A 25,726-nucleotide genomic window follows, 5' to 3' on the forward strand; every position below is an offset into this window, starting at 1 on the left:
GAGCCTTTTTAACGCTCACTATTAAAAAGCATAATATATACCAATAAAAATACTAATTTTTAATTCGTTGATAAATAATATAATTCTATTTTTTAGAATTTTACTAAGTACACAGTAATCAAAATTTGCTTTACTGTTGTGCATTAGCCTACAATTTTGGTGCAAACCTATGACAAAGCCATTTTCACAAGCGTGTGAAAACAATAAAAAACCTATATTAGCGCAGTTAAAAAAAGTATTTAAATCAAGTCGCAGTGTGCTTGAAGTAGGCTCTGGTACTGGGCAACATAGTGTGTTTTTTGCCGAGCATTTACCTTATTTACAATGGTATACAAGCGATCGAAAGGTTAACCACGAAGGCATTAACTTATGGCATAGCGAAGTTAATTTAACTAATTTACATACACCTCTTGAGCTTGATTTAAATAATGAATGGCCTGTAGATAAGGTTGACGCTATTTATACTGCAAATACATTTCATATTGTTAGTTGGCAATTAGTTGAACGCTTTTTTGACGGTGTTAAGCGTCATTTAAATAGCGGTGGTATGTTGTGTATTTATGGGCCGTTCAAATACCAAGGTAAATTTACCAGCCCAAGTAATGATGACTTCAATACGTTTTTAATAGATCGCGATCCGTTAAGCGGGATAAGGGATTTTGAAGCAGTTGAGGGTTTGGCAAAGCAGGCAGGACTTTCGCTTATTAGCGATACAGCCATGCCTGCAAATAATCAGTTACTCGTTTTTAAACGGCAGTAACTCAGCACACTGATCTTTATAGATATGAATGTGTTGGCGTTCTCTTTTAAGGTAATCACTAATAGCATTACTAAAGTCGCCATCAACAATGTGGTGAGCAGAGTAGGTAAGTACGGGCTCGAACCCGCGCGCTATTTTATGCTCACCTTGCGCCCCAGAATGAAAGCAGCTCAGGTTATGCTTAATAGCAAACTCAATACCTTGGTAATAGCACAGTTCAAAATGCAGAGAATCAACTTCTTCGTTTGCGCCCCAATAACGTCCATAAAGTGTGTTTTCGCCAATTAAACTAAGTGTTGCTGCAATTACTTTATCGTCTTTTTTTGCAAGCATAATAACGAGTTGTTCGCTCATTAGCGCATGTAACAGTATAAAAAATTCCATATTTAAATACCCTAAATGCCCAGAGCGCTTTAAATAAGTACGCTGATAAAATTCGCAAAAAAGCTGCATGATTTCGGGGGTTATTTGCACGCCTTGAAGCCATTCAATGGTTATATTTTGCTGGACTATTTTAGCGCGCTCTTTTTTAAGTGTTTTACGTTTTCGTGCAGTTAGGGTCTGTAAAAAGTCATCAAAGGTATTAAAGCCTTTGTTAAACCACTGAAACTGCACACCCACTCTTTGCATTATTTGCTCTGTACAAAGTGAATTTGCCTGTGCTTGTTCACAAAAATTTATATGCCAGCCAGACCAACTTTGCTCAATACTGTGTGTTTTTAGCTGCTCTTTTATGTAGTGATATACCAAGTCGTGATCATTGTGCTCTATAGCAATTCGCTTACCTTCAATAGGGCTAAAAGGCACACCACATAGCCACTTAGGATAATATTTTAATCCGTGTTGCTCGTATGCTTCTGCCCATGCCCAATCAAATACGTACTCGCCGTATGAATGGCTTTTTAAATACCCAGGCGCTAATGCAATGAGTTTATTATTTTCATACACTGCTAGGTGCTTAGGCTGCCAGCCTGTTTGTTCATTTACGCATTGGCTTTGCTCTAATGCATATAAAAATGCGTGGCATGTAAAGGGCTCGCTACCAAATAAGCGTTGCCAGTCGTGAGCATCTATTTGATTTATGCTTGTAAACCATTGGTGCGATAGAGCACTCATAACTGCTTACCTTTTGTGTGTTCTAGGTTTTTAATAAATATTAAAATTTGTTTTTTGAGCTCGTTAAAATGAGGATTAAAAGTGAGCCGCTGTAATGCAGGATAGTTTTTTAAATTTGCTTTTGTACGTTCACCTAATTGTGGGTGTGGTGTTGTTTTACAGGTTTTATAGTGTGCATCGTCGTTAATAAAACTACCACAATTACGATAGGTAGCATTTGCGCCGTAGTGCGGGTTTTGTGGCGAGTTAACAATTGCAATATGCGATATACCATGAATGTTTTTACACTGTTTTGTCGTGCATTTTGGGTTTATTAATTTGTAATTAGCTGCAAAGCCTGCAGGTAAAACATCAGTATTGCCATAAAGTACTAGAGTATCGCGTGTTTTATATTTAGGCGAGTTACCCTTATGTAGGGCACTTAATAATTTAAGCGAAGCGCGTGTATCAATTGTGGTATCAATATCACTAAGTACACTAAAAATAGGTAGTTTAAGTGCGGGGCGTTTATTTAGTTGATCGATACTTACTAATTGCATGGCATCGTATGAGGCTGCAGCAGCATGAAAAGGGAATGACTCATACTTAGCAAAATCAATATCAGCGTCTTTATCTATCCAATCTACAAAAGGAATAGCGTCTATCCATTTAGCAAGCCAGCCATTTTTATTGTGTGGTTCAGTACCTGGTGAAAATAACATAAGCGCTTTAATTTTAGGTGATGGCGTTTGCTTTGTTAGATAATCAATAACGAGTGCCGCACCTGTAGAGTAGCCACCTAATATGACTTCATCAAAATCGGTTAAAGCACGGTTCACTCCATAATTTACTGCTTCTTGCCATTGCTTTACGTCTACGTTTTGTAATGCACTCGCAGCGCTTCCATGGCCGGGTAATAAAAGCGTGCGTACGCTGTAACCTTGCTCATAGTAAATGCGTGCTAAATCGTGATAAGTAAAAGGAGAGTCTGTTAGCCCGTGTATTAATAAGGCAACCTTTTTACTCTTCGGGTATTTAAGCTCAAAGGGCGTAATAATATCAACAATACTTGGCTTTGCGGTTCGCACATCTTGTTTAATAAGTTGTTTATAAGTAGCCGTTATTATAGGGCATGGTACGTTTGCACGTGGATTTGCTTTATTTATATGCTCATATGCATAATCTAAATAGCGCTGAAATGGCAAAAGGGCTTGATAGTTAAATGGCTGGTGGATGTGCTCGTTTTTAAACCTAAATAACCCTTGCTGCTTAGCTTTTAGTATAAAGCTAAAACTGTTGCCTTGAGTAATGCAGTCTTTAGCAGCAGCAAGGTGAGATAAAACACTTAAAACAAAACCTATACAAACTTTTAAGACTAAATCGTTATTGTTCATTAACTTCTGCATATTGGACAAGGCACTCAGTTAGCTTAATGAGTTCGAGTGGTTTTGCAAGATGTTGATTAAATCCAACAGCACGAGCATGCGCTTTGTCCTCAGGCATTACGTCAGCTGTTAAGGCAATAATTGGCAGATCTTGTTCTGATTTAAATTGCCTAATAAGCGCAGTCGCCCTGTAGCCATCCATAACAGGCATTTGGCAATCCATTAGTACTAAATCGAAATCTTGTAGCTTTACAGCATTAACAGCAAGCTCACCATTATCTACAATTTTGGGCACTATGCCTAAAGAGCCCAGCATAGCTTTAATCACCATTTGGTTAACGGGGTTGTCTTCTGCAACAAGAATGTCTAGGGACGCAATATTTGTATCTGCGTAGGCAATTTCAGGTGACTCTTCAGGCTCTGTAGTAGGAAGAGTGATAGTGAGTGTAAAGGTTGAGCCTTTCCCAAGTTCACTTTGTAAAGCTAAATTAGCCCCCATTAGTTGGCTCAGCTCTTTTGCTATTGTTAAGCCAAGCCCTGTGCCGCCAAATTGCCTTGATGTTGAGCTATCAGCTTGAGTAAATGCATTAAATAGTTTTTTATGTTGGCTTGGTTTTATACCAATTCCCGTATCTATTACATCAATGGTTATCTGTACTTTATTAGCCGCGGTAAATTCACTTGCAATATTTAATGCAACGCTTCCTTCATTTGTAAATTTAACTGCATTACTACATAAATTAAGCAGAATTTGCTCTATACGCATTGGGTCGCCAATGTACCAGGTGTTTACTGGTAGCTTGCAGTCTATTTGCCAGTTGATTCCTTTGTTAAATGCACTTTGTTCAAACATATTATTTATACGAGACACTAATGCATGAAAATCGAATGATATCGATTCCATCGCGAGCTTTTGCGACTCTATTTTTGATATGTCGAGAATGTCGTTAATTAAATTTAATAAACTTTTGGATGAGGAGTTTATTTTGTCTAAGTAGCCTACCAACGTTTTAGTATCGTCTACTTCGCGTGCTAACGACGAAAACCCAATAACAGCATTAAGAGGAGTGCGTATTTCGTGGCTCATATTAGCCAAAAATTGGCTTTTAGCTTGGTTGGCAAGATCAGATTGCTTTTTAGCTTGCGCTAATGAATGGGTGCGCTCTGCTACCTGACGAGTAAGCTCTACTTGCTGCTGATTAAATAATAACAAGATAAGTAAAATAAGTGAGCACACAGCAACCTGTAAAATAAGTAGTAGCAATGTCAGTTGGTTGTTGTGCTGGGCTAAAAAGCCTTCTTTGAGCGCAAGTTTAACAATCCAGCGTTGACCACTAAAATCAACATTAAAAGTCATAATTCGACTCCCCGCAGCTTGGTCAAAGCTTTTGGAGTTACTATAAAATGGAGGGTTATTAATATCCTCAAAAATATTAATAGCAAACATATCAGATTGCGCTTTTGAGATAGCTTCATTAATAATATTATCGACTAGAAATACCCCCGTTGCGTAGCCTTTAATAGAGTCTGCTTCGTCGCCTTGGTTGTACACTGGGGCGAAAAGTAAGTAAGCAGGCGTTGGCTCTTTAGTTTGCACGAGTTGAATAATTTTAGTCCCTACAGGTTGAAACTTAATTGCAGGGTTAAGTAAGGAGTTTTTTCTTTCGGCGTTTGAAAACACATTAAAACCAATTGCTTTTTGATTGCCATTAAATGGAGCTATGTACTTTACAATAACCATAGGGTCGTCTTCTTCCAATGGCTCGCCAATAACATCGTAATCTAAATGGTAAATATCAGAAATTGTTTGGGTAAATTCCTCGCGTTCGTTTTGCGATATTTTTACATTCCATGAAAGAGCTTTTATAAATGAATGCTGAGTAAGTAGCTCACTTGCGTAAGCATAAAACTCTTGCTGGTTAAGTTGAGAAGATGATTGTACTTGGCTTGCTAAGCTCTGAACGGCAATAAGGCTTCGATTAATATAGCGGTATAGGCTATTTTCAATAACGTGGACTTCACGTTCAGCAATTTTTATAGTGTTAGTTCGGTTTTCACGATCGTATAGCTGAGTTGTAATTGCTACCGACACAAATAAAACACTACATACAGCAATAGTGGGTAAGGCTGATATGTGGTATTTACTCGTGCTTTTAGGTAATAACGAGAGTAAAAAAGGTGTGGCAATTAATACACCTAGGGTATCTCCAAGCCACCAGTAAGTTACGTTTTGCCAATGATCATCAATACTGTAGGCGGGGTTAAATTGGCTAAGTGCAAACACCCCAAAGTTAGCCGATATTAAGCTCGTTATTATCGCAACGACAACAATAAAATAAATAATATTTTTACGGTTTTTAAAACGCAGCGGATGGCCAAGCCAATATTTTAAAAGGGCTGCCCCCACCATCGCTTGTATAACCACCCCAAAGGCAATATACATAGCCTCATTAAACGAATTGCCAACAAGTACCATTTCATGTGCTGAGTTATCAAAAATACTCAAATTAAATGTAATTGCGGCAATAAACAGAGGAGGGATGAATCGCCACCACCAAATATAACACCCAACTAAGGCAATGCCGGCAGGCAACCAAATGGGAATAATTTGCGAATTAAAGGCGAGCTTAGTAAGCGTAATTCCAATAAAAATATACGCCAAGGCAAACAAGATGTAAAAAATACTAGAGTGGTATTTTGAGTTAAAATCTTTCACTTAGGTCCTTGGCAATTATTATTATTACATTTTGAATAATCAGTATAGCTAACAGTAGCTTATTTGAGGAATTTTTTATAATGGCAATTGTTTTTTACTAAATGATTTCGTATCGCCGATGGTAGCTATTTACTTAATCACTCAGTGGGGCGAGCGTTCAAAAATACTCAGCAGTACTTAGCTCAACATTACTTTGCACCGTGGCAGACTCTAATAAAGAGCCATGGCAACAATGGCTACCTGCTGTTGAGCAATTTACTCAAGCATTAGGGAATTTATTTAACGCGCGAAGTAGCGAGTTTTGCCCGAAAGTAAACTTATCAAGCGCCTTAATTAAGATATTGATGTCGCATCCTCAAATACAAAAAACAGTGTAATGTGCTTATGGCGCAAAGCGATTTCCCCCTAGTATAGGTTTTGCCATGCAAAAAGCGCTGTCCAAAGGCGCAAAAATAACATTTATCCCGGAGTATGAAAACTTATCTGATATTAATGTGTGGGAGCAGTACTTAACTCCAAATATAGATTTAGTTTTTATTAGTCATGTTTATTCAAATACAGGAGTACAAGCCTCTGTAAACGACATTGTGGTCTTGAGTAAGCGTACTAGTAGCTTATCAATCATTGATGTTGTTCAATCTGCCGGTGTGTTCCCGCTTGATTTAACCGCACTTAATGCCGGCTTTATGATTGGCTCAAGCGTTAAGTGTTTATGTGCAGGCCTTGGCGCTGCTTACTTATGGGTAAACCCGGCGCAGTTAGATAGTTGCGAGCCTAAAGATGTTGGTTGGTTTTCACATCAAAACCCTTTTGAATTTAATATACATCACTTTGAATATAACAGCAGTGCGCTTAAATTTTGGGGAGGAACGCCCTCAGTTGTCCCCTATATTATTGCTGCAAATAGCATTATGTATTTTGCAAAGCTTGGGGCTGACAAAGTAAGAGATCACAACTTTGCAATGCTAACACTTATTAATCAGCAGCTAAAAGAGTACGTTGTGTCATCTATACATAGGCCACATTGCAGTGGGACGGTTATTTTAAACTTTGCAAAACACCAAAATGCAGTGCTTAAAGCGTTGGGGTAAGCTGCTGCTTTTGTTGTTTTAAAGCGTTTATTTGCTGCTGTAGTTGGTTAATTGAGGCGTCATAAGCCTCTTTTAACGCTGCTGTTTTAGTCGCTCTGGCATCGGCAATAGAAGATGCTCCTAAACGGTTTGCCTGATCTTGAGTTATGTAACTAATTTGCTGGGCTTTTGCTGTGTATTCTTTTTGGCTTTGTTTTATTTCTAACTGTAGCTTTTTTATTTCACGATCTATTTCTTGAACTTTTAAAAAATTATCGACGGATGAGTCGGTAATATTCTTTCCTGGCGTTGAGCTTTTATAAGCCTCAATCACATTTATTTCTTTGAGAGTAACAACTTGTGCGTCCTTTGCGCAGGGTGTTTGACTAAAAGTAGGAACGCCTTTAATCACACATTTATAAACCGTTGTATTTTTTGCAAAGGAAACAAATGGTACTGCATACGCAAGTAGCAATATGAGCCTGATCATTGCTAAACCTAAATTGGCTAAAGTTATATTAATAATGCACTAAGTTTTTGTTTGGCACAATTTGTTTAATTTTTATAAAGTATAGAAATATCTATAGAGGGTGTTTTAAAGGCGGCAATTTTGGATAGCATCATAAATTTATAGTTAAGCTAGCGCTTGCTAATTTATTTATGTGGTATCACTAAGTTTTAGGCACAAAAAAACCACAATTAAGTGGCTTATATAGTATATGGTGAAGAGGGAGGGATAGACTTGCTTACATCCATGTAATCAATCGCTGCGCGACGCTTGCAGCGGTCTAAAATGTTCCAGACATTTTGTCGAACCCTGTCGAGGGTTCTCACCCTCCCAATTTAGTATTGGTGTTAAATTTTAGGCACAAAAAAACCACAGTTAAGTGGCTTATATACAGTATATGGTGGAGAGGGAGGGATTCGAACCCTCGATAGAGCTACAAACTCTATACTCCCTTAGCAGGGGAGCTCCTTCGGCCACTCGGACACCTCTCCAACGCATAACCGTTTGTATTGATGGAAGTAAAATAATGCCACCAATTAAAATATGGTGGAGAGATAGGGATTTGAACCCTAGATAGGCTACAAACCTATGCCGGTTTTCAAGACCGGTGCATTCGACCACTCTGCCATCTCTCCGTGACGCAGAATAATACTTAGGTGATACCGCTGTGTAAATAGCAAAATGACTGTTTGCCTAAAAAATATACGTAAATGAGGTTTTTTTTGTAAATAAGAGGGAATTAAAGCAATTTTTAATAAAATAAAGAGGTTGCAGCAAACAAGAGGAGCTAAATAAGTGACTTAATTTAGTGGTTGGGTGCTTGCTGCACCGAAAAAATAATCATGGTTGAGTGATTATTTATATTGAGCTGCGCCGCTAAGTGCTAGTCTTTTACCAATACGGTTAAGCTTGGCTAACATTTTTGCTTTGCGGTTAGTTGGTTTTACTGCAACGTGAGTATCAGCTGCTTGGTTTAGGGTATTGATTGGGTTCATTACTTTGCTCCGGGTTGTATCTGTTGAAATCGCGTGCATTTTGCACGTTGCTTGATTAAAAATAAAGCAATAAAAATTGAGCCTGAAGCATTAGTTAAACTAATGCGATTTTTATTTGTTAAGATTTGATTCAGTAAGCTTTTTTGTTTATCTGCATAGTTATGTATATCTGGATAGTCTTTTTTGTCTTTTATGTTGGGGTATAGCCAGTTTTTTATTTTTTGCTATGCATTTAACTTATTATTTTTTGATTAGTTATTCAGATTAAAAAAATTTAATTAAAACACTCATTATCTCGTTATCTACTTTATAGTTGGATATAAAAATTTGTCATTACTGATAATTGCTAAACCAAGCACTAAAAAACACAGTAAAAAGTCTTTAAATTGGCTTTTAGGCACCTGTGAAACACGCCAGCTAACTTATTGTATTTTTTTTACTACGGGAAACTTTGAACACGACTGTGAACAAATAAAAGCGCAATTAAGTAAGGTCAACAAAGCCGTTGTATTAGGGGGTGATGGTACTTTGCATTTGGCCGTTAACGCATTAATGGGAAGTCATTGTTCTTTAGCGCTGCTACCTTGTGGTACCGGTAATGATTTCTCAAGAGGGTTTGACTGTAATAAAGAACAATGGAAACAAGCACTATTCAATCCGCCCATCGCAATTGATATAGGAAAAATAAATACTCGTTACTTTATTAATATTGCCGGGGTAGGTTTTGATGCTCATGTAGTAAAGGCTATTAATGCGAAAGGATGCTTTTCAGCGTTTGATTACAGCTGGATAAGCGCAAGAGAGCTAATGTATTACAGTGCTCAGCAATTAAAAGGGATATTTAATATCCAAACTATGCAATACCCTAATTTAATTACGGTGTTTGCAAATCATAAATACTTTGGCGGTGGTTTAAAGATTGCTCCCAATGCAGATTTAAGTGATGGGCAGCTTGAGTGTTATCAAATGCGCTCTGGCGGAGTGTTTTATAATGTGCTGAGCTTTATAAAATTATTGTTTAAGCGTCACCAACATATTCAAAACCTTACCTATAGCCGCATACCTAGCGCCGAAATAATGACTCAAGGGTTACTAATAGAAGCGGATGGAGAGCTGGTTGGAGAAACACCAGCAAAGATTAGCGTTCATACTGGTGCTTTACTTTTTCATTGCCCAATAAAAAAGCGCCTACATTAGGGTAGGCGCTTTTGTGTTAGTTGCGTTAAACGCTTCTAACTGGGGACGGAGCCGTTTTTAGCAATGACTCTATTTGCTAAAAAGGCATTAATTTGTTTTGTAGGGGTAAGCACGATGGCATTACCTAAAAGTACTAAGCTAAATCCTGCAAAGGTATTTGCATGCCACTCAAAGCCTTCAAAAAAGCTACTGAGTGTTACCGCAACAAGCGGGAACAGTACAATAACGTAGCTGGCTTTCTCAGGGCCAATATTTTTAAGTAGCGCAAAGTAGCAGCTAAATGCTATTACAGTGCCAAATATTGATAAATAAAGTAACGAAAGCCAGTAACTACTTGGGGCGTTTAAACTAAATTGCACATCGCTCATTAGTACATATAAAACTAAACCAATTGCGCTGTATAACATGCCCCAAGCATTGCCTTGGAGTACACCAATTTGCTTGCGTGAGTTTCTTACGCTTACCATGTTTCCTAATGAAGCCACAAAGGTGCCACTAAGAGCAAGTAGTAACCCGACCAACGCACCATTACTCAAGTCGAACTGCTGTAGTTGTGGCCAAAATAGACACGTTATGCCCAGTACAGCAAGTATTGCGCCTGTATAGATCCGCTTAGATATAGGTTTTCCAAAAAATAATCGTGTATTTACTATATTCATAACCAGCAGCATAGAAAACGCAATTGAGGTCATGGCTGACGTTAAATAATTTAGGCTAAAGTTACATAGTGCCAACAGCACAAAAAAACCATGGTCTACCAACGAAAAACGCACGTCGGGTTTTTTGTACGCTACATATAACCACATTAGCGCGGCTGCGATAGCAAAGCGATATAATAGCGACAGCTCTACAGCAATATCACCTAGCTGAAACTCAATAGCTAGCCAAGTAGAGCCCCAAATTAAAACAGTTGTAATGTATAGCGCTGCACTTTTCATTGTCGATCCTAAATACCGGGTGAGTGGTTATTTTAAGAGCTAGCTGTATACTTACCATATACAGAAAAGTAAAAATGTAACCTATACAGATTTGATGTGCGATGAACTTAAAAACCGTAAACAACAAACCCCCTGAATTTTTATATCAGCAAGTTATTCAACTTATTAAAGATATGAGCGAACAGCATGTTTTGTTGCCCGGTGAAAAGCTGCCATCTCTAAGAAAAATGGCTACTAACCTAAACATAAGTATTCCTACAGTAAAGCAGGCTTATCAAACGCTTGAAGATCAAGGCTTAATAGAGGCAAGAGAAAAATCGGGCTATTTTTTAAAAGCCGTCGCTATAGCACGCAGTCTTCCTAAGCGTGTAAAGCTAAGTCGCGAGCCTGTTATTGTTAATAAACAAGCGCTAATAGAGCAAGTATATAGTGCGATTCATCAAGTTAACGTAGTGCCTTTTGGTATCGCAAACCCCGTTGCGGCTGCCCCAACCGATAAAGCACTTGCGAGAAATATGCGCCGAGTGATGACAATTGCTGGTAACAGCGCCATTAATTATGGCCCAATGGATGGGTTTGTACCGTTAAAAAAGCAGCTTATACATTATTATTTGGGTTTTGGTATAGGTATTAATATAGATGAGTTGGTGATCACTAATGGTGCACAAGAGGCGCTTGCAATAGCGCTTAAGTGTGTAACAAAGCCCGGTGATGCCGTTGCCATAGAGACCCCGTGTTATCACGGTATTATTGAATTAATAGAAAGTTTAGGCTTAAGAGCACTCGAAATACCACTGTGTCCAGATAACGGGATTTGGCTTAACGACTTAGAGCAAGCATTAAACGATCACGACATTAAAGTATGTTTATTTTCTACCGCTATTAGCAATCCAGTTGGCAGCTTTATGAACGATAAAAATCGCAAGCAAATGGTAGAGCTAATAGAAAACCATAACGTGGTACTTATTGAAGATGACGTTTACGGCGATCTATACTTTACCCCACAACGAGGTACACCTGCACAAACCTATTCAAAAAAAGGGCTCGTAATTAGTTGCTCCTCTTTTTCTAAAACGGCAGCGCCTAGCTATCGTGTTGGTTGGTTAATTGCGGGTAAGTACGCTCAGCAAGCTCGGCGGTATAAGCGCGCTTTAAGTTGCTCAACATCGTTAATTAATCAATGGACGTTATCGGAATTTATTGCCAGCGGTGAATACGATAGAAACTTAAAGGTATTAAGGCAGCGCTTGCGAACGAACAAAGACCGTATGCGCTTTTGTTTACAACAAGCCATGCCAAAAAATACTCGCATAAGTGACCCTCAAGGCGGCTGCGTTATTTGGCTCGACTTAGGTGGCGAGTACGATAGCCAAAAGCTTTTTTTACTGGCGCTTGAGGTAGGCATAAGCATAACGCCTGGGCTTATATTTTCTGCGACGAGTAAATATAAAAGCTGTTTTAGATTAAGTTATGGTGTGCAATGGAGTGAGCAAATGGAGCACGCTATTATTACATTAGGCGAGCTTACTTTATTAGCAAGAAAATAATGTAAATCAGTACATAAAAAAGCAGCATTTAAGTAACCTTAAATGCTGCTAAAGGGATGTTAAATATAGTTACTTGGGTTACTTAGTTGGCTTAATTGTAAATAACTCATAGCCTTGAAGCGCAGGTAACTGTGCTACTAATTGCTCTTCTTGCTTAGCAATGTCGGCAAAATTACCACATAAATCGTTAGCACGTTCTTCAAGTGCATTAGCATGTAGTTCTACTTTTTCTTCTATTTGTGCGCCCATATTTTCCATGCGCTGCTCAAATGCTTCCATATCACCACCTGAGCCTAATAATTCAGAGCCTAGTGCAACTAAAATGCTGCCCATTGATTGCATAACTGCAGACTCAACAGCCGTTTCTATTTGATTTTCGAATTGCTGTTCAAAGTTTTCACCAAACTGATTAAAGCTTTGCTGGCCCATGACAAAGGTGCCTTGCTGATAAAAAGTGTTTTCTACTTCCACTTTAATATCGTCCATCAGTTCAGACATATTATCTAAGCCATCAATATTAAATGCGTTGCCTACTTCAGCGAGTGCAACACCTGCAATTTTAACGCCTTCTAAAGCTATATTCGCTACTTCAGGTAATTGAGTGCGTAAGCTATCAGAGTAGGTGTTTAACGCTGCGCGTTGGTTGCTATTAAGGTTAATTAACTCACCGTTTATAGTTAAATCGCCGTCAGTAGTGAACTGCATGGTGCGATTATTAGCTGTAAAAATTTCTAATTCGTTTGGCTTAATACGTACATCATTTTTAAATTCAACATTGCACTGTTCGTTACTAAATGAAATTGCAGAATCGTTATCGTTGTGAGCCATTGCAGCGGGCGTACAAATTAAAGCACTTACTAATAGTAATTTTTTCATGTTTGTTCTCTACTTTTTTGTTGATGACGATTAACTAATAACAAGTTTGGTGCCAGTTTTATTTGTTTATTTTAAACAATGGGTTAGGTGTTTATGGGCGGCTTGATAGTGATTCTTTCATTAAGTAAATAACTATTTTTTAGTCAAATTGGCTAAAAAATAAAAAGTGATAAATTTTATTTATCGATACGATAAAAAACTCTCACTTTCCTCAATTCGAATTTAGCGCTATTTATTCACAATACTGACATGAAGACTATTTACGATAGCTACATGGCTTTATTTTGGTACTAATATGTAAATCATATTTAGTACTGAACATTTTTAATTTCACCAATTATTGCGATTATAAAATCCTTAATTGGTCTCAAACACTTTATGGAGTGGGTTGTGGGTAAGACATTTAGTTACGATGCGCTAGATGATGATTTTGTTGAAGACGAATACGAAATGGTCGGGCGTAATCAACATGATAAAAACAAGCAAAAAGTTAAGAAAAAGTTGGAAGACTATCTTGAACAAAAACGTTTGCGTAAAAACCTAGGCGAAGACGATTTAAGCGATTACATAGAGTAAATTGTACTAGTAAAAATACATCGCCAGTTTTGTTTAGGTATTTATACGTGTGGTTATAAACATGTTTAACGCTTAGTTTTAACTGGCAATAAAGAGGCTATACGCCTCTTTATTAATTTTATGCCGTAATGTTTTTAAGTGCTTTTTGAATGGTTATTTCTAGCTTTTCAGGCTTAGTAAAAGGAGCGTAGCGTTTTATCAGTGTGCCATCGGCCGCTATTAAAAACTTAGTGAAGTTCCATTTTATTTTACGTGTTAAAAAACCAGGCAATGCTGATTTTAGATAACGAAAAATAGGATGGGCATGCTCACCGTTTACATCGACTTTGGCCGACATTAAAAAACTAACACCGTAGTTAATTAAACAGCCTTGCTCTATTTGGGTGGCGTCGCCAGGCTCTTGCTGGCCAAACTGATTACACGGAAAACCCAAAATAACCAAACCTTGGCTTGCATATTTATTGTGTAAGGCCTGAAGAGACTCATACTGGTAGGTAAACCCACACTTACTGGCGGTATTTACGATAAGTACAACCTTCCCCTTAAAATCACTAAAGTTAATGGGCTGGCCTTGCAAGCTAGTTGCGCTTAATTGATAAAATTCGTGCATGATTGACGCTTATTATTATTGTTTCAAGCATTCTACTCGCTGATGCATATATCGAAAAGTATAAAGTTTCACTGCAGTAACAAAAATCTATTAATAAATGTAGGGTTGCTTAGGGCATGTTGAACTTTTGTGGGTAAATTTGCATCAGTATGTTTGTTTGTAAGCAAGGCTTAGCCTATGTAGTGTGGTTATTCTCTATGAATAAGCTATAACGCGGCATAAATACCAAACATGCGCTGCCCTTTAGCTCTTTCTAGGGACGATCAACATGCCCTAATTAAGTATTAAAAAAAGACCCATTCCTGCAAGGGTGGTGTAATAAATGTTATGTGTTTTGTAAGCCACAATAACGGCCACAATAGCCGCGCTTAAATAGGGATTTTGCCAATTAAGGTTAATACCCTCTTTATTTAAAAATACAATAGGGACCCAAATAGCTGTCAGTACGGCTGGGGCACTAAAGCTTAAAAATTGCTGCATCTTGGGGCCCTCCTTAAATGGTAATGCACGGTGCAAAAATAAGTAACGCGTAAAAAAGGTAATACACGCCATAAGTAATATTGTGATCATCATTAGTGCGCGTCCTTCTTTGTGGTTATTCTTGATGTGAAGTACCCTGCGCACATAGCAAGTAAAGCCGAGCATACTAACCACAGCTCAAACCCTGTGCTTTTTAATAGAGTTGCGCTTATACCCGCGACTATCACGGTGACTAAGGTGGCTAAGTTTTTAACACCTGGAATAACTAACGCTATAAACGTAGCTGCAATTGCAAAGTCTAGCCCTAGATTGGTTAAGTCAGGCAGCATAGAGCCCGCCACAATACCAATGAGAGTCCACAAGTTCCAAGCTATATAAAAGCTAAACCCGGCACTAAGTGCGTATATTAATCTTATTTTTGTTCTATATGCTTTGCGATGGTGCGAAAAAGCAAATAGCTCGTCGGTCAATACAAAGCTTACCGGTAAGCGCCAGCGCATGGGTTTATCAATGACTTTATGACGAACAGCGAGACCATACAAAAAATGACGAGAGCTGATAATAAACGTAGTAAATAAAATAGTGAGTAGCGGAGTATTACCCGCCATAAGCTCTATAGCGACTAATTGCGCAGAGCCTGCAAAAACCAAAAGTGACATAGCTTGGGTTTCAAAAGCGCTAAAGCCATTTTGAATAGCTAAAGAACCACACAAAATACCCCACGGAATAACCGCTAAACAAAGTGGCAGCATATCTAAAAAGCCCTTTAAAATAGCTTTTTTAGTTCCTTGCATGGTTTTTACTCATATGACTTGTGGAATGACTCATAAGGATACCTTAATATGATGATGTTAAAGTAGATATCATATTAAATAGTACTGTTTTATTTAGGGTGGGCGCAATGTCAAAAGTACAGGTTTGGGATAGCTTTATTAGAAGCTTTCATTGGTTATTAGTAATGAGTATTGCTGCGTTATATTTTAGTGCCGAAGAGGGCATGATTGAGCTACATTTTGTAATGGGCTTTTTTACGCTTGCACTTATTGTTACCCGTTTTATTTGGGGAGTGTTTGGCAGTAAAACAGCAAAAATTAGTGCGCTAATACATTCACCAAAGTCGGTAATTAGCGCAATTAAAACCCCTACAGATGCACCTGGGCACTCTGCGCAGGGCAGCTACATGATAATTTTGTTTTTTATACTTATTAGTACTCAGCTTTTAACAGGGCTAATGAGCAGTGATGGTATTTTAACAGACGGCCCATTAGTTGAGTATGTATCGAGCGATACCGTAGATTTTGCTAATTGGCTACACCACCTTAATTTTGACATTTTGTTATACGCTATTGGTTTGCATATGCTGGCTATTATTGTATATAAATTTAAAGGTAAGCCACTTGTTAAAGCAATGGTTACAGGTACTAAAGAACTTGGTGATGAAAATGCACAAACAAAGCTTACTAAATCATCTTGGCCTGCGTGGGTGATCTTTTTAGGGTTATTAGCGGTGCTAGCATTTAGTTGGGCCAAAGAGCCGTTAAATTATTTATTTAGCTAATAAATGGATTAAAAACAATCTTAAAGGGTTGTTTTTTTGTCTCGGTTACATTCTTTTGTTTGATTGTTGTGCGGTGGCTAATTATAATCGCCGAGTTGTTGGCAAACTAACCTAAAGGTTAGGACGCAAAGTTTCCGGTCTAAGGTTTTACTTGTAAAACTACGATAGCGGGACTGCTGCACTGTGTATTATCGTGTATCTCTTGCCCTCAATATATTTATTGTGTATCCATATACCATGGATAAATTTTTGTGACTCTAAGGTGTTGCTGTGTTTATGCATACGACGCTGGCCTGTGGAACGTGGTCAGTAATAGGTTGCTTAAATCATCATACCCAATTATTTATTGGCGACGTGGTGAGTGTAACTTTTTACGACATGCAAGGAGTGCTCGTTGATTTATCGTTTGATTATAAAATTATCTCTTGCGAAGAAGGTGAACCGCATGCTTGGCCACGTTTAATCGCCGAGTATATAAACGTGCATGTACCTTTAGTAAGCGCAGGGCGAATGACTGAACAAGGTTTGGTTGTAGCGTATCGGCATAATAAAATATTTGCTTTAGAAACAAGTGGTATTTGCAAAGCTGAAGTTAATTTTCATTGCATTGCTAAGTGCCATGAACGCCCTGAAAAGTGCAGCCAGCAATATGATTATATATACCCAGAACATATTAATAACTACAGTGCTGGTACAAAGGTACTACAACCTAAAACAGGGTATGTTTATCAATGCAAGCCATGGCCATTTAATGAGTTTTGCCGTGCAAGCGATGATGAAAAACCTATGTTTGAACCTGGTGTAGGCAAAAGCTGGGCTATGGCTTGGCAAAAAGTACCCTGTTAATTAAGTGTACTAAATAGACTATCTTCCCAAAGGTATAACGGTTTTAGTGATGAAGCGTTTACCGTTTTAGCCCACCCAAGTATTGGGTGGGCTTTTTTATTTTTATGTTAAACTGACCACATTGTTATTTTTTATATTGGTTATTTTGTGCCTCGTCCTGATTACTCTTTAAGTTTATTGCCTGATTTCCCTGTTGCTAAAAAGCAAGCTTATACATTAACTACCCACAATAAAGCGCGGGTCGATAATTATTATTGGATGCGTGACGATGAGCGTCAAAACGAAGATGTATTAGCGCACCTAAAAGCAGAAAACACCTATTGCGCTGCACAACTAGCGCCAATGAAGCCACTGCAAGAAGCTATTTTTAAAGAGCTGAAAGGGCGCATAGTAAAAGATGACAATACAGTACCTGTAAAAGATGGTGCTTACTGGTATCACTCAGAAGTACGCGGTGATGATGAGTACTCTCGCCATTACCGAAGCACTAGCATGAGCACAGACAATAAAAGTCTGCTGTTAGATGTAAATGTGCTTGCTACGGGTTATGAGTTTTTTGAATTAGGTGAAGTTGCCCTTAGCCCATGCGAGCAGCTTATGGCGTATTCTGAAGATACTGAAGGGCGTCGTATTTACACCGTACGTTTTAAAAATCTTTTAACAGATGAAATGATTGATGACGTACTTGAAAATACCGAAGGGCAAATTGTTTGGGCAAACGATAATAAAACTGTTTTTTATGTAAAAAAAGACCTGCAAACGCTATTAGGTTTTCAGGTGTTTAGACACGAACTGGGTACTAAACAAACTCAAGATGTAATGGTCTACGAAGAGCACGACAGTAGCTTTTTTATGGGTCTTGGTAAAAGCCGCGATGAAAGCTTAATTATTATTGATTTAGCGAGTACAGAAACAAACGATACATGGGTATTAGATGCTAATAATCCAAAAGGTGAGTTTAAAGCATTAATGCCTCGCGAAGAGGGTCACGAGTTTGATGTAGACAAACTTGGCGATACTTTTTACATAGTAACTAACTGGCAAGCTCAAAACTTTAGATTAATGACGGCGACTAGCCAAACTATTGCGGACAAAGCACGTTGGCAAGAACATACGGCGCATCGCGAAAGTGTATTGTTAGAGGGCGTTGAATTATTTAACGACTTTTTAGTACTGAGCGAGCGAGAGCAAGGGCAAGCTCGGTTTGTAGTTGTGAATAAGCGCAATGAGCGTATGACATTGGAGTTTGATGACCCTTGTTATTACGCCGCAGTAGCGATGAACCCAGAGCCTGAGTCTAAAAGCGCGCGTATTTATTATTCGAGCCTCACAACGCCAGGTTCTTTGTATGATGTTGATTTAGCAACCGGCGCTAAAACATTACTCAAACAGCAAAAAGTGCTAGGTAGCTTCAACGCCGATGACTATGAATCTGAACGATTGATGGTAACCGCACGCGACGGTATCAAAGTACCTGTATCAATAGTGTATAAAAAAGACAGCTTTAAAAAAGATGGAACAAACCCGTTGTTTCAATACGGCTATGGTGCTTATGGTTATACACTTGATCCAAGCTTTTCAAGTACAGCATTAAGCTTGCTCGATCGTGGGTTTGTATATGTAATTGCCCATGTTAGAGGCTCAGAAATGCTGGGGCGCCAATGGTATGAGCAAGGTAAAAAAGAGCATAAGCAAAATAGCTTCAACGATTTTATTGATGTAACTAAGGCATTAGTAGCGCAAGGTTATGGTGATAAAAATAAAATTTTTGCATCAGGCGGAAGTGCTGGTGGCTTATTAATGGGCGCCGTTGTAAACCAAGCTCCAGAACTATACTGTGGTGTTGGTTGCCATGTTCCATTTTTAGATGTGCTTACAACCATGCTTGATGAAAGTATTCCGCTTACTACCAATGAGTATGACGAATGGGGTAACCCAAACGACCCTGCGTTTTACGATATAATTGAAGCTTACTCACCGTACGATAATATTAGCGAGCAAAACTACCCGCATATGCTAATAACAACAGGCCTTCATGACTCACAAGTACAGTATTGGGAACCTATGAAATGGGTTGCAAAAATGCGTGAACTTAAAACCGATAATAATATTTTAGTGTTTAAAACAGATATGGATGCAGGGCATGGCGGAGCATCGGGTCGCTTCAAAAGCCTCGAAGAAAAAGCGCTCGAAATGGCTTTTTTTATTGCTCTTATAAATTAACTGCAAAATTAAAAAATTGTATTAAGCTTTAATCATGTACTGATATATAAAAGGTAATTTATGTTTGGAGCACATGGTGAGTTTAATATTTGTTCTCAACCACCCACTATGTATTTAAAGTTAGTGGGGAGCTTTAATAATGAAGGGATTAACTCGTTAACAAATGGCGTGGTACATGAGTTGAGTACCCACTCTAAAGGTGCGGTAAAATTTGTTGTGGTAAATCTTAAAGAATTTGAACTATTAACACTTGATAGCTTAGATTCCTTAGAGACTTATTTTGCCAGTGTAAAAGAACGTGGTTACCAGCGTGTTGACTACTTATATGCCAACATTATTGCTAGAGATATGTTTGAAAAAGTATGGAATAACAGTGATGTTGAAGTTAACTTTTATAAAGATTCAGCAAGCTATTTACATCAACACCCTGACGATGAATATATAAAAACATATTGGTTGTGACTTCACTATTATTAAGCCTCTAAACCATGGGGCTTATTATACTTTCTAAACAACCTTTATACCTTCTTGATAAATTCAAGTAAGTATCGTTTTTGAGTTTTACTTTGTAATCGCCACTATCAGTTGGCATTAGCTCTGTAATAGCTTGTTTTCTGACAAGCGTAGAGCGATGTATGCGTATAAACCCCTCTGGCTCTAACTGCTGCTCAATATTTTTCATGGTTTCACGGTGTAAAATAGGGGAGGTGCCCTCAGCAAAGTGAAGCTCAACGTAATTTCCAGCACCATTGACCCAAACAATGTCTTTAATATCTATCAAACGCACTTTCCCTACATCTTTAACAACGATATGTGACGACGGTAATTTAGCGTGTTCTTCATCAATACTTTGCTGGTACTTTTGCTCAGCAGCACTGGCTATTGGGCAAAGATGAATGAGCTTTTCGAAGCACTTTTCTACTCGTGGTGTGGTTGCATCAGTTGTTAAAAAGTCCACGGCTCCTACTTCAAAGGCAAAGTTTGCAAAGTGTCCAGACTGGGCAATAATGACCAACTTTAATTTTTTAGCAAGGTCAGTGAGGTGTACAATTTGAGTTGGATCAGAGAGATCTGTCAGCTCATAAAATAATACATTATGTTGCAAGGTATCTATTTGGTCTAAAGGCTTATTAGGTATATGAAGTTGAGAGTTAAAATGCCGATGTGCTTGCACATGCTGTGTTAAAAATGTTGCAAACTTTGAAGTGCTAATGTGTGTTAATGCGTGAAACGAAGCAATCATTATAATGTATCTCCTGCTGTCTATAATAATAAAGACCGTATATTTGAGAAAATATGTGACCAAAAGTTATTTTTTATTAATAAAAATAAAACAAGAAGTTTTTTACCCCACCAAACCTGCCCTTTACACCAAATAAAAAGCCGACTGAATAAACCTTATAGAGTCTTATATTTATTCCCCTTAATGTTGCAATTCTTGTAACTAACTAGTTACAAAAATAACAATTCAGGGGAATTAATATGAAAAAAATAAACAAGACAGGTGCTCGGTCATTCAAAAAATCGTCATTAACCGTTGCTTTAAGTGGCGCAATACTAGCTGGTTTTTCGTTTCAAGGCTTTGCAGCGGAAGATGAAGAGATAGAAAAAATAGAGCGTGTACAAGTAACAGGCTCACGAATTCGCTCAGCAGAGGCTATGTCGTCTGCACCTATTCAGGTTTTAAGCGGTGAGGCTATTGATGCCTCTGGTTCTTTAAATATTCAAGACTTACTATTAGAAAACCCTGCATTTGGTACACCAGCTATAAGTCGAACTAACTCTAATTTTAATACTGCAAGCGCAGGGGTTGCAACAGTCGATTTACGTAACTTAGGCTCTAACCGTACACTTGTTTTGGTTAACGGTCGTCGTTATGTGTCAGGTGTTCCTGGTAGCTCAGCGGTAGATTTAAACACCATCCCGAGTCAATTTATTGAACGTGTTGAAATTATGACGGGTGGTGCATCATCAGTTTACGGTTCTGATGCGGTTGCCGGTGTGGTTAACTTTGTACTTAAAGATGATTTTGAAGGGATAGAGTTCGAAGGGCAGTATGGCGAGTCTAGTGAAGGCGATGATGAATCTCGTCAATTCTCTTTTACCTCAGGCTTAACAAGTGGCGACGGCAAAGGCCAAGCTATGTTTCATTTAGGCTATTCTGATCAGGGAGCTGTGTTTTCACGTGATCGAGAGCGTTCAGCAGTAGACCAATTTTCAGGTATCTATTTTGAAGATGACCCAGTAGCAAATCCAGGTTCTATATTTGATGCAGTAAGCCCGTTTTTATCTTCATTCCCTCCTCAGGGGCGTTTTAGCGCTGGTGATGATACATTCACTTACGATGCAAATAATAACCTACAAGACAGCTTTAGCACCAATGGCGGTGATGGAGTAGATGCAAACGGCTTCAACCGTAGTGGTGTGCGTACAATTGCAATACCTACCGAGCGCTACTTATTTGCATCAAATGGTAGCTATGAATTAAACGACAAACATAGTTTTTTCTATGAAGGTACTTACGCGGCCACGACAACAGTGTCTGAATTAGAGCCATTCCCATTCGCTTCTGATGATATTTATGCAAATGGCCAAGTACCTATTGAATTTAATGTAAATGGTGAAATACTGCGTAATGCCTTTGTGCCAGATGATATTTATAACGCAGCAACTGACACCGATGGTGATGGTTTACGTGATATCTTTTTTGCAAAACGTTTGAGTGATATTGGTAATCGTGGTGCGCGAGCTGAGCGTGATACTTTTCGTTTAGCGCTTGGTTTTCAGGGGGAAATAGCGGACGGATGGTTTTATGATACTTACTACGTATACGGTAAAACAAAAGAGCAACAAGTTTCTGGTGGTCTAGTTAACGTACAAAGCTTCCGTCAAGGCTTAGAAGCCGTTATTGATAGCCAAGATTTAGATGGTGATGGTATTACTAATGAGGCTATTTGTATTGATGCAACAGCACGTGGATTTAATTGTGCGCCAGTAGATATTTATGGCTTTAATTCGTTATCACAAGGTGCGATTGATTTTGTAAGTGCGCCTAGCTCGCTTGCAACATCGGTCGAGCAAGAAATCATTGGTGGTAATATTTCTGGTGATTTATTTGAATTACCAGCTGGTGTAGTCGGTATTGCTGCTGGTTTTGAATACCGTGAAGAATTTTCTCGCAGCGAATTTGATGCTCTACAGCAAGCAGGCTTAAATGCGGGTAATGCGATTCCAGCAACTGAGGGTTCATTTGATGTAACTGAGTACTATGTTGAGGCAAATATCCCAGTACTAGACTCTGTAACAATGAATGCAGCCGTGCGTTTATCTGACTACTCAACCGTAGGTAACACCGAAAGTTGGAACGTAGGTGTTGATTGGGAAGTAATGGATAGTTTACGTTTACGTGCTACGCGAGCGCGTTCTACACGTGCCCCAAATATTGATGAGCTATTTTCTCCACCTTCGCAAACTTTCCCTAGTGGTTTAAATGATCCATGTTTAGGTGTTACCAATAGTGGCGGCGGTGCTTTAGGTGATGCCTGTCGTACTGATGCTGGCGTTGCAGCTAACATAGCAACAAACGGTGAATTTGCACTTAATCAATCCGATTTACAAGGCATTAGTGGCTTTGACCGTGGCAACCAAGACTTAAAAGAAGAAGTGGGCGACTCTGTTACTGTTGGTGTGGTATTTACACCAGAAGAACTTATTTCAGGCCTTGATATAACACTTGATTACTTTGATATTGAAATTACAGATGCAATTGTATCAACACCTCGTCAATTTATACTTGATCAATGTTATGGCGGTGGGGACACAAGCTTCTGTGACTTTATAACTCGTCGTAGTGGTCCTTCAGGTAACAATAGCGCTGGTTCACTTGAGTTTATCGACAGCGGTGTATCTAATAGTGGTGGTTTAGGAACTGAAGGTGTTGATTTAACATTAACATACGCTACAGACATTGGCCCTGGCGCATTTAGAACTCGCCTTGCATATACCTACTTAATAGATGGTTACAGTATTCCACTTCCTGGCGCAGATAAAGATGAATTTGCAGGTGAAATTGGTGCATCAGAGCACAAAGCTAACTGGAACTTTGGTTATAAACTTAATGATTTTGATTTTAACTGGAGCCTAACTTACATTGGTGCTGCTGACTTTGATGATCAATTTTTAAGTGGTTTTGGTATAGCTCCAGGTGGTATAGGAATAGGCTCAGTAACGTATCATGATGTACAAGCTAGCTATCATATAAACGATTCAATGGAGTTATACGCAGGCGCTAATAACTTATTTGATAAAGAGCCACCACGCATTTTATCTGGTGTAAGTGGTTCAAGCACTGGTACTGAAACGGATGCAGGTACGTATGACCCAATTGGTCAATCGTTCTACATAGGTTTTAGAAGCAAGTTCTAATCAATAGAGCGATTTTAATATCGATGTTTAATTAATTACGTTCGCAAAGCCTCAGTAACTACTGAGGCTTTTTTATTGCAAAAAACAAGTAAAGCAAATGCTTATATTTTGTTTGTCCCAAAATAAAGGGTTTTTGCCCACTTAAACCAAAAACAACGCCACTGGTAACAGTGGCGTTGTTTAGTACTGGGAGGTGGCTAATATAGTAACCGAATCGCTTAGTTATTTAACGATTTATCCCTATTTGTGCCCTCACTATTGAGGGCTTTTTTTGTTTAAATTTAATCTAAGTAAGCCTTGAGCATCCATACAAGTTTTTCTTGCTCAGAAATATAATCACCCATTAATGATGCAGTACCTTCATCGTCCGCATCACCAGCTTGGTTTAATACATCGCGCTGCATTTTTATTAGTGTGCTGTAACCCGCTAATAGGTTTTCTACCGCTGCAGTGCCATCACTAATGTTTTTGGCTTCTTTAATTTGACTTACTTCTAGATAGTCAGAAAATGCGTGTAGTGGTGCACCGTCTAGCGTTAAAATACGCTCTGCAATCTCATCTACTTTTTCTAGTAGTAAGTTATAAATTTCTTCAAACTTAATGTGTAATTCAAAAAAATTACGACCCTTAATATTCCAGTGAAAGCCACGTGCATTCATGTACTGGATTTGGTAGCTGCTCAATAAAGTATTGAGAGATTTTATAATGTCTTCACTTTTTTCGCTGTTTAAACCAATGGCATTTACATGTGACATAACTTGCTCCTTGAATAACGGTTTGTTTGTTAACTAGTGATAAGTATTACGGAATTTAACTATGTAGTAAAATTGTTTAAATTTATTGAATTGATAGTTTTAGCCTATCAAAATTCTATGCCGTAATTAGGTTTACTCTACTATTAGATATGGGCCTGGTTAAGTTAAATACTACCTCTTGAAAGTAAATAAATATAAAAACTGCGTAAATTATGATCTAAAACAAACTTTATTCAAGGTAGTACCTCACGCTTTTTATTTATTGATTTAGGTCAAAAATCACTCTCTTTATTGGCGCATAATTAGGTCGTTGAAACAATTAGGAGAGACACTATGGACGCAAAAACAGTAAAACAAAATAAGGCAGAGTTAATTGTGGCCGCAATTGCAGTAGTTGCATTTTTACTGGGGGTAATAGCGCATTTAGCAGGAGCAAGTTTGGCAAACTCAGATACGTTTGGCTATATTGCAGCCCCAATACCGCTAATTTTAGGTATCGTATTTTTAATTAGTTATAAAATAGTAGCCAATGCAGAGGACTAATCATTCTCACTTAAACATTTTAAAATATAATCGAGCACTTGGCGTGAATAAATCATACTGGTATGGCTTAAATGAAACACTTTATGTTCAGCCATACCTTTTAGTTTAGTTTCATCGAGTAATACGGTGCCATCTGATTGGCTGCCTTTAACGATTAATGGCATTAGCCCAATAGGCAAGTCGCCGGCAATACTATAAAGCTTGGCTTTAAAGGGCCAATTACCATTTTTAGTTAATAAAAATTCCACGCTATTTTTTAAAAATGATTCAAATCCTTTTTGCTTCATTTTTTGCGCAATATGACTACCTTTGTGCGGGGTACCTAAGGTAATAACTTTAGATACATAGTGGCTAGCTGCTGAACTTGCTTCTAAATAAGCGCGTGCAATTAATCCACCCATAGAGTGACATACCAGCGCTGAGGGTTCGTCGCCAATAAACGTATCAATTTGTTCAAATAGGGCTTCGAGGTTTGGGTCAAGCGTATTGTAGGTAATATTGAGTACAGTCATCCCTGATTCTTCAAGGCGCGAGCAAAGAGGGCGCATAACAAAGCCAGACATATACAAACCATGCAAAACAATAACGTGTTTAACTTTCATAGGCCCTCTAATTTATGGTTA

General features: G+C 38.3%; 23 protein-coding genes, 2 tRNA genes, 1 pseudogene and 1 riboswitch. Of the genes and pseudogenes, 11 read left to right on the plus strand and 15 right to left on the minus strand.

The window, feature by feature from the left end:
• Nucleotides 1-169: 169 nt before the first annotated feature.
• Nucleotides 170-760: a DUF938 domain-containing protein gene (locus tag J8L73_RS15680; RefSeq protein WP_211001574.1), complete on the plus strand. Its 591-nt coding sequence runs from the start codon at nt 170-172 to the stop codon at nt 758-760.
• On the opposite strand, the gene J8L73_RS15685 is transcribed toward J8L73_RS15680, so the two are convergent.
• Genes J8L73_RS15685 through J8L73_RS15695 form a run of 3 tightly spaced genes read right to left on the minus strand, consistent with a single transcriptional unit; the run spans nt 737 to nt 5,956 of the window.
• Nucleotides 737-1,876 (minus strand): GNAT family N-acetyltransferase, encoded by a 1,140-nt coding sequence (locus tag J8L73_RS15685; RefSeq protein ID WP_211001573.1) that lies wholly within the window; start codon nt 1,874-1,876, stop codon nt 737-739. The two genes, J8L73_RS15680 and J8L73_RS15685, sit on opposite strands and share 24 nt — an antisense overlap.
• Nucleotides 1,873-3,249, minus strand: coding sequence for an alpha/beta fold hydrolase (locus J8L73_RS15690; RefSeq protein ID WP_211001572.1), 1,377 nt, complete (start codon nt 3,247-3,249; stop codon nt 1,873-1,875). Before J8L73_RS15690 ends, J8L73_RS15685 begins: the two co-directional genes overlap by 4 nt.
• Nucleotides 3,239-5,956, minus strand: coding sequence for an ATP-binding protein (locus J8L73_RS15695; RefSeq protein ID WP_211001571.1), 2,718 nt, complete (start codon nt 5,954-5,956; stop codon nt 3,239-3,241). Before J8L73_RS15695 ends, J8L73_RS15690 begins: the two co-directional genes overlap by 11 nt.
• Nucleotides 5,957-6,067: 111 nt before the next feature.
• On the opposite strand from J8L73_RS15695, the pseudogene J8L73_RS15700 reads away from it, so the two are divergent.
• Nucleotides 6,068-7,032: pseudogene (locus tag J8L73_RS15700) on the plus strand (aminotransferase class V-fold PLP-dependent enzyme); the annotation flags it as partial.
• Here J8L73_RS15700 and J8L73_RS15705 read toward each other — a convergent pair.
• From J8L73_RS15705 to J8L73_RS15720, 4 genes are all read right to left on the minus strand, one after another.
• Entirely contained in the window at nt 7,031-7,516 is a 486-nt protein-coding gene (locus J8L73_RS15705) for an RNA-binding protein (RefSeq protein ID WP_211018445.1), read from the minus strand. The pseudogene J8L73_RS15700 and the gene J8L73_RS15705 overlap by 2 nt on opposite strands.
• 416 nt (nt 7,517-7,932) lie before the next feature.
• Nucleotides 7,933-8,025: transfer RNA gene (locus tag J8L73_RS15710), tRNA-Ser, on the minus strand.
• Nucleotides 8,026-8,078: 53 nt separating this feature from the next.
• Nucleotides 8,079-8,169 (minus strand) — tRNA-Ser (locus J8L73_RS15715).
• A 219-nt stretch (nt 8,170-8,388) separates the two neighbouring features.
• Nucleotides 8,389-8,529 (minus strand): hypothetical protein, encoded by a 141-nt coding sequence (locus tag J8L73_RS15720; RefSeq protein ID WP_211018447.1) that lies wholly within the window; start codon nt 8,527-8,529, stop codon nt 8,389-8,391.
• A 327-nt stretch (nt 8,530-8,856) separates the two neighbouring features.
• Here J8L73_RS15720 and J8L73_RS15725 point away from each other — a divergent pair, with 327 nt between their 5' ends.
• Nucleotides 8,857-9,726, plus strand: a complete 870-nt coding sequence (locus J8L73_RS15725) for a diacylglycerol kinase family protein (RefSeq protein WP_211018457.1) — start codon at nt 8,857-8,859, stop codon at nt 9,724-9,726.
• A gap of 35 nt (nt 9,727-9,761) precedes the next feature.
• Here J8L73_RS15725 and J8L73_RS15730 read toward each other — a convergent pair whose 3' ends face one another.
• A complete protein-coding gene (locus J8L73_RS15730) occupies nt 9,762-10,664 on the minus strand; it encodes an EamA family transporter (protein ID WP_211018459.1) in 903 nt (300 codons plus the stop codon).
• Nucleotides 10,665-10,765: 101 nt separating this feature from the next.
• Here J8L73_RS15730 and J8L73_RS15735 point away from each other — a divergent pair, with 101 nt between their 5' ends.
• Complete coding sequence (locus J8L73_RS15735; RefSeq protein WP_211018461.1) at nt 10,766-12,211, plus strand: PLP-dependent aminotransferase family protein; 1,446 nt, start codon at nt 10,766-10,768, stop codon at nt 12,209-12,211.
• A 78-nt stretch (nt 12,212-12,289) separates the two neighbouring features.
• Here J8L73_RS15735 and J8L73_RS15740 read toward each other — a convergent pair whose 3' ends face one another.
• Nucleotides 12,290-13,087, minus strand: a complete 798-nt coding sequence (locus J8L73_RS15740; RefSeq protein ID WP_211018462.1) for a YggN family protein — start codon at nt 13,085-13,087, stop codon at nt 12,290-12,292.
• Between the two features lie 390 nt (nt 13,088-13,477).
• Here J8L73_RS15740 and J8L73_RS15745 point away from each other — a divergent pair, with 390 nt between their 5' ends.
• The gene (locus J8L73_RS15745) at nt 13,478-13,663 is read left to right on the plus strand and encodes a hypothetical protein (protein WP_082660591.1); all 186 of its coding nucleotides are present in this window, start codon (nt 13,478-13,480) and stop codon (nt 13,661-13,663) included.
• Nucleotides 13,664-13,781: 118 nt separating this feature from the next.
• On the opposite strand, the gene J8L73_RS15750 is transcribed toward J8L73_RS15745, so the two are convergent.
• The 3 genes from J8L73_RS15750 to J8L73_RS15760 all read right to left on the minus strand — a co-directional run bounded on the left by J8L73_RS15750 (nt 13,782) and on the right by J8L73_RS15760 (nt 15,547).
• Entirely contained in the window at nt 13,782-14,273 is a 492-nt protein-coding gene (locus J8L73_RS15750; protein ID WP_211018464.1) for a glutathione peroxidase, read from the minus strand.
• Between the two features lie 273 nt (nt 14,274-14,546).
• A complete protein-coding gene (locus J8L73_RS15755; protein WP_211018466.1) occupies nt 14,547-14,846 on the minus strand; it encodes an AzlD domain-containing protein in 300 nt (99 codons plus the stop codon).
• A complete protein-coding gene (locus tag J8L73_RS15760) occupies nt 14,846-15,547 on the minus strand; it encodes an AzlC family ABC transporter permease (RefSeq protein ID WP_211018469.1) in 702 nt (233 codons plus the stop codon). Before J8L73_RS15760 ends, J8L73_RS15755 begins: the two co-directional genes overlap by 1 nt.
• Nucleotides 15,548-15,654: 107 nt before the next feature.
• Between J8L73_RS15760 and J8L73_RS15765 the strand changes: the two genes are divergently transcribed.
• From J8L73_RS15765 to J8L73_RS15780, 4 genes are all read left to right on the plus strand, one after another.
• The gene (locus J8L73_RS15765; protein WP_211018477.1) at nt 15,655-16,311 is read left to right on the plus strand and encodes a cytochrome b/b6 domain-containing protein; all 657 of its coding nucleotides are present in this window, start codon (nt 15,655-15,657) and stop codon (nt 16,309-16,311) included.
• A 90-nt stretch (nt 16,312-16,401) separates the two neighbouring features.
• Nucleotides 16,402-16,492, plus strand: a riboswitch (cyclic di-GMP riboswitch).
• A gap of 95 nt (nt 16,493-16,587) precedes the next feature.
• A complete protein-coding gene (locus tag J8L73_RS15770) occupies nt 16,588-17,157 on the plus strand; it encodes a chitin-binding protein (protein WP_211001561.1) in 570 nt (189 codons plus the stop codon).
• Between the two features lie 147 nt (nt 17,158-17,304).
• The gene (locus J8L73_RS15775) at nt 17,305-19,380 is read left to right on the plus strand and encodes a S9 family peptidase (RefSeq protein ID WP_211018479.1); all 2,076 of its coding nucleotides are present in this window, start codon (nt 17,305-17,307) and stop codon (nt 19,378-19,380) included.
• A gap of 60 nt (nt 19,381-19,440) precedes the next feature.
• Nucleotides 19,441-19,842 (plus strand): hypothetical protein, encoded by a 402-nt coding sequence (locus J8L73_RS15780; RefSeq protein ID WP_211001559.1) that lies wholly within the window; start codon nt 19,441-19,443, stop codon nt 19,840-19,842.
• Between the two features lie 19 nt (nt 19,843-19,861).
• Here J8L73_RS15780 and J8L73_RS15785 read toward each other — a convergent pair whose 3' ends face one another.
• Nucleotides 19,862-20,623: a LytTR family DNA-binding domain-containing protein gene (locus J8L73_RS15785; protein WP_211018481.1), complete on the minus strand. Its 762-nt coding sequence runs from the start codon at nt 20,621-20,623 to the stop codon at nt 19,862-19,864.
• A 239-nt stretch (nt 20,624-20,862) separates the two neighbouring features.
• Between J8L73_RS15785 and J8L73_RS15790 the strand changes: the two genes are divergently transcribed.
• On the plus strand, nt 20,863-23,805 hold the full coding sequence (locus tag J8L73_RS15790; RefSeq protein WP_211018483.1) for a TonB-dependent receptor: 2,943 nt from the start codon (nt 20,863-20,865) through the stop codon (nt 23,803-23,805).
• A gap of 281 nt (nt 23,806-24,086) precedes the next feature.
• Here the strand turns inward: J8L73_RS15790 and J8L73_RS15795 are convergent, their stop codons facing one another.
• Complete coding sequence (locus tag J8L73_RS15795) at nt 24,087-24,560, minus strand: Dps family protein (protein WP_211018484.1); 474 nt, start codon at nt 24,558-24,560, stop codon at nt 24,087-24,089.
• A 333-nt stretch (nt 24,561-24,893) separates the two neighbouring features.
• Between J8L73_RS15795 and J8L73_RS15800 the strand changes: the two genes are divergently transcribed.
• Nucleotides 24,894-25,103 (plus strand): hypothetical protein, encoded by a 210-nt coding sequence (locus tag J8L73_RS15800; RefSeq protein WP_211018486.1) that lies wholly within the window; start codon nt 24,894-24,896, stop codon nt 25,101-25,103.
• Here the strand turns inward: J8L73_RS15800 and J8L73_RS15805 are convergent.
• Nucleotides 25,100-25,705, minus strand: a complete 606-nt coding sequence (locus J8L73_RS15805) for an alpha/beta hydrolase (RefSeq protein WP_211001554.1) — start codon at nt 25,703-25,705, stop codon at nt 25,100-25,102. The genes J8L73_RS15800 and J8L73_RS15805 overlap by 4 nt on opposite strands.
• Between the last annotated feature and the right edge of the window lie 21 nt (nt 25,706-25,726).

Origin of the sequence: Pseudoalteromonas sp. MMG006 (assembly GCF_018101025.1) — a bacterium.
Classification (GTDB): domain Bacteria; phylum Pseudomonadota; class Gammaproteobacteria; order Enterobacterales; family Alteromonadaceae; genus Pseudoalteromonas.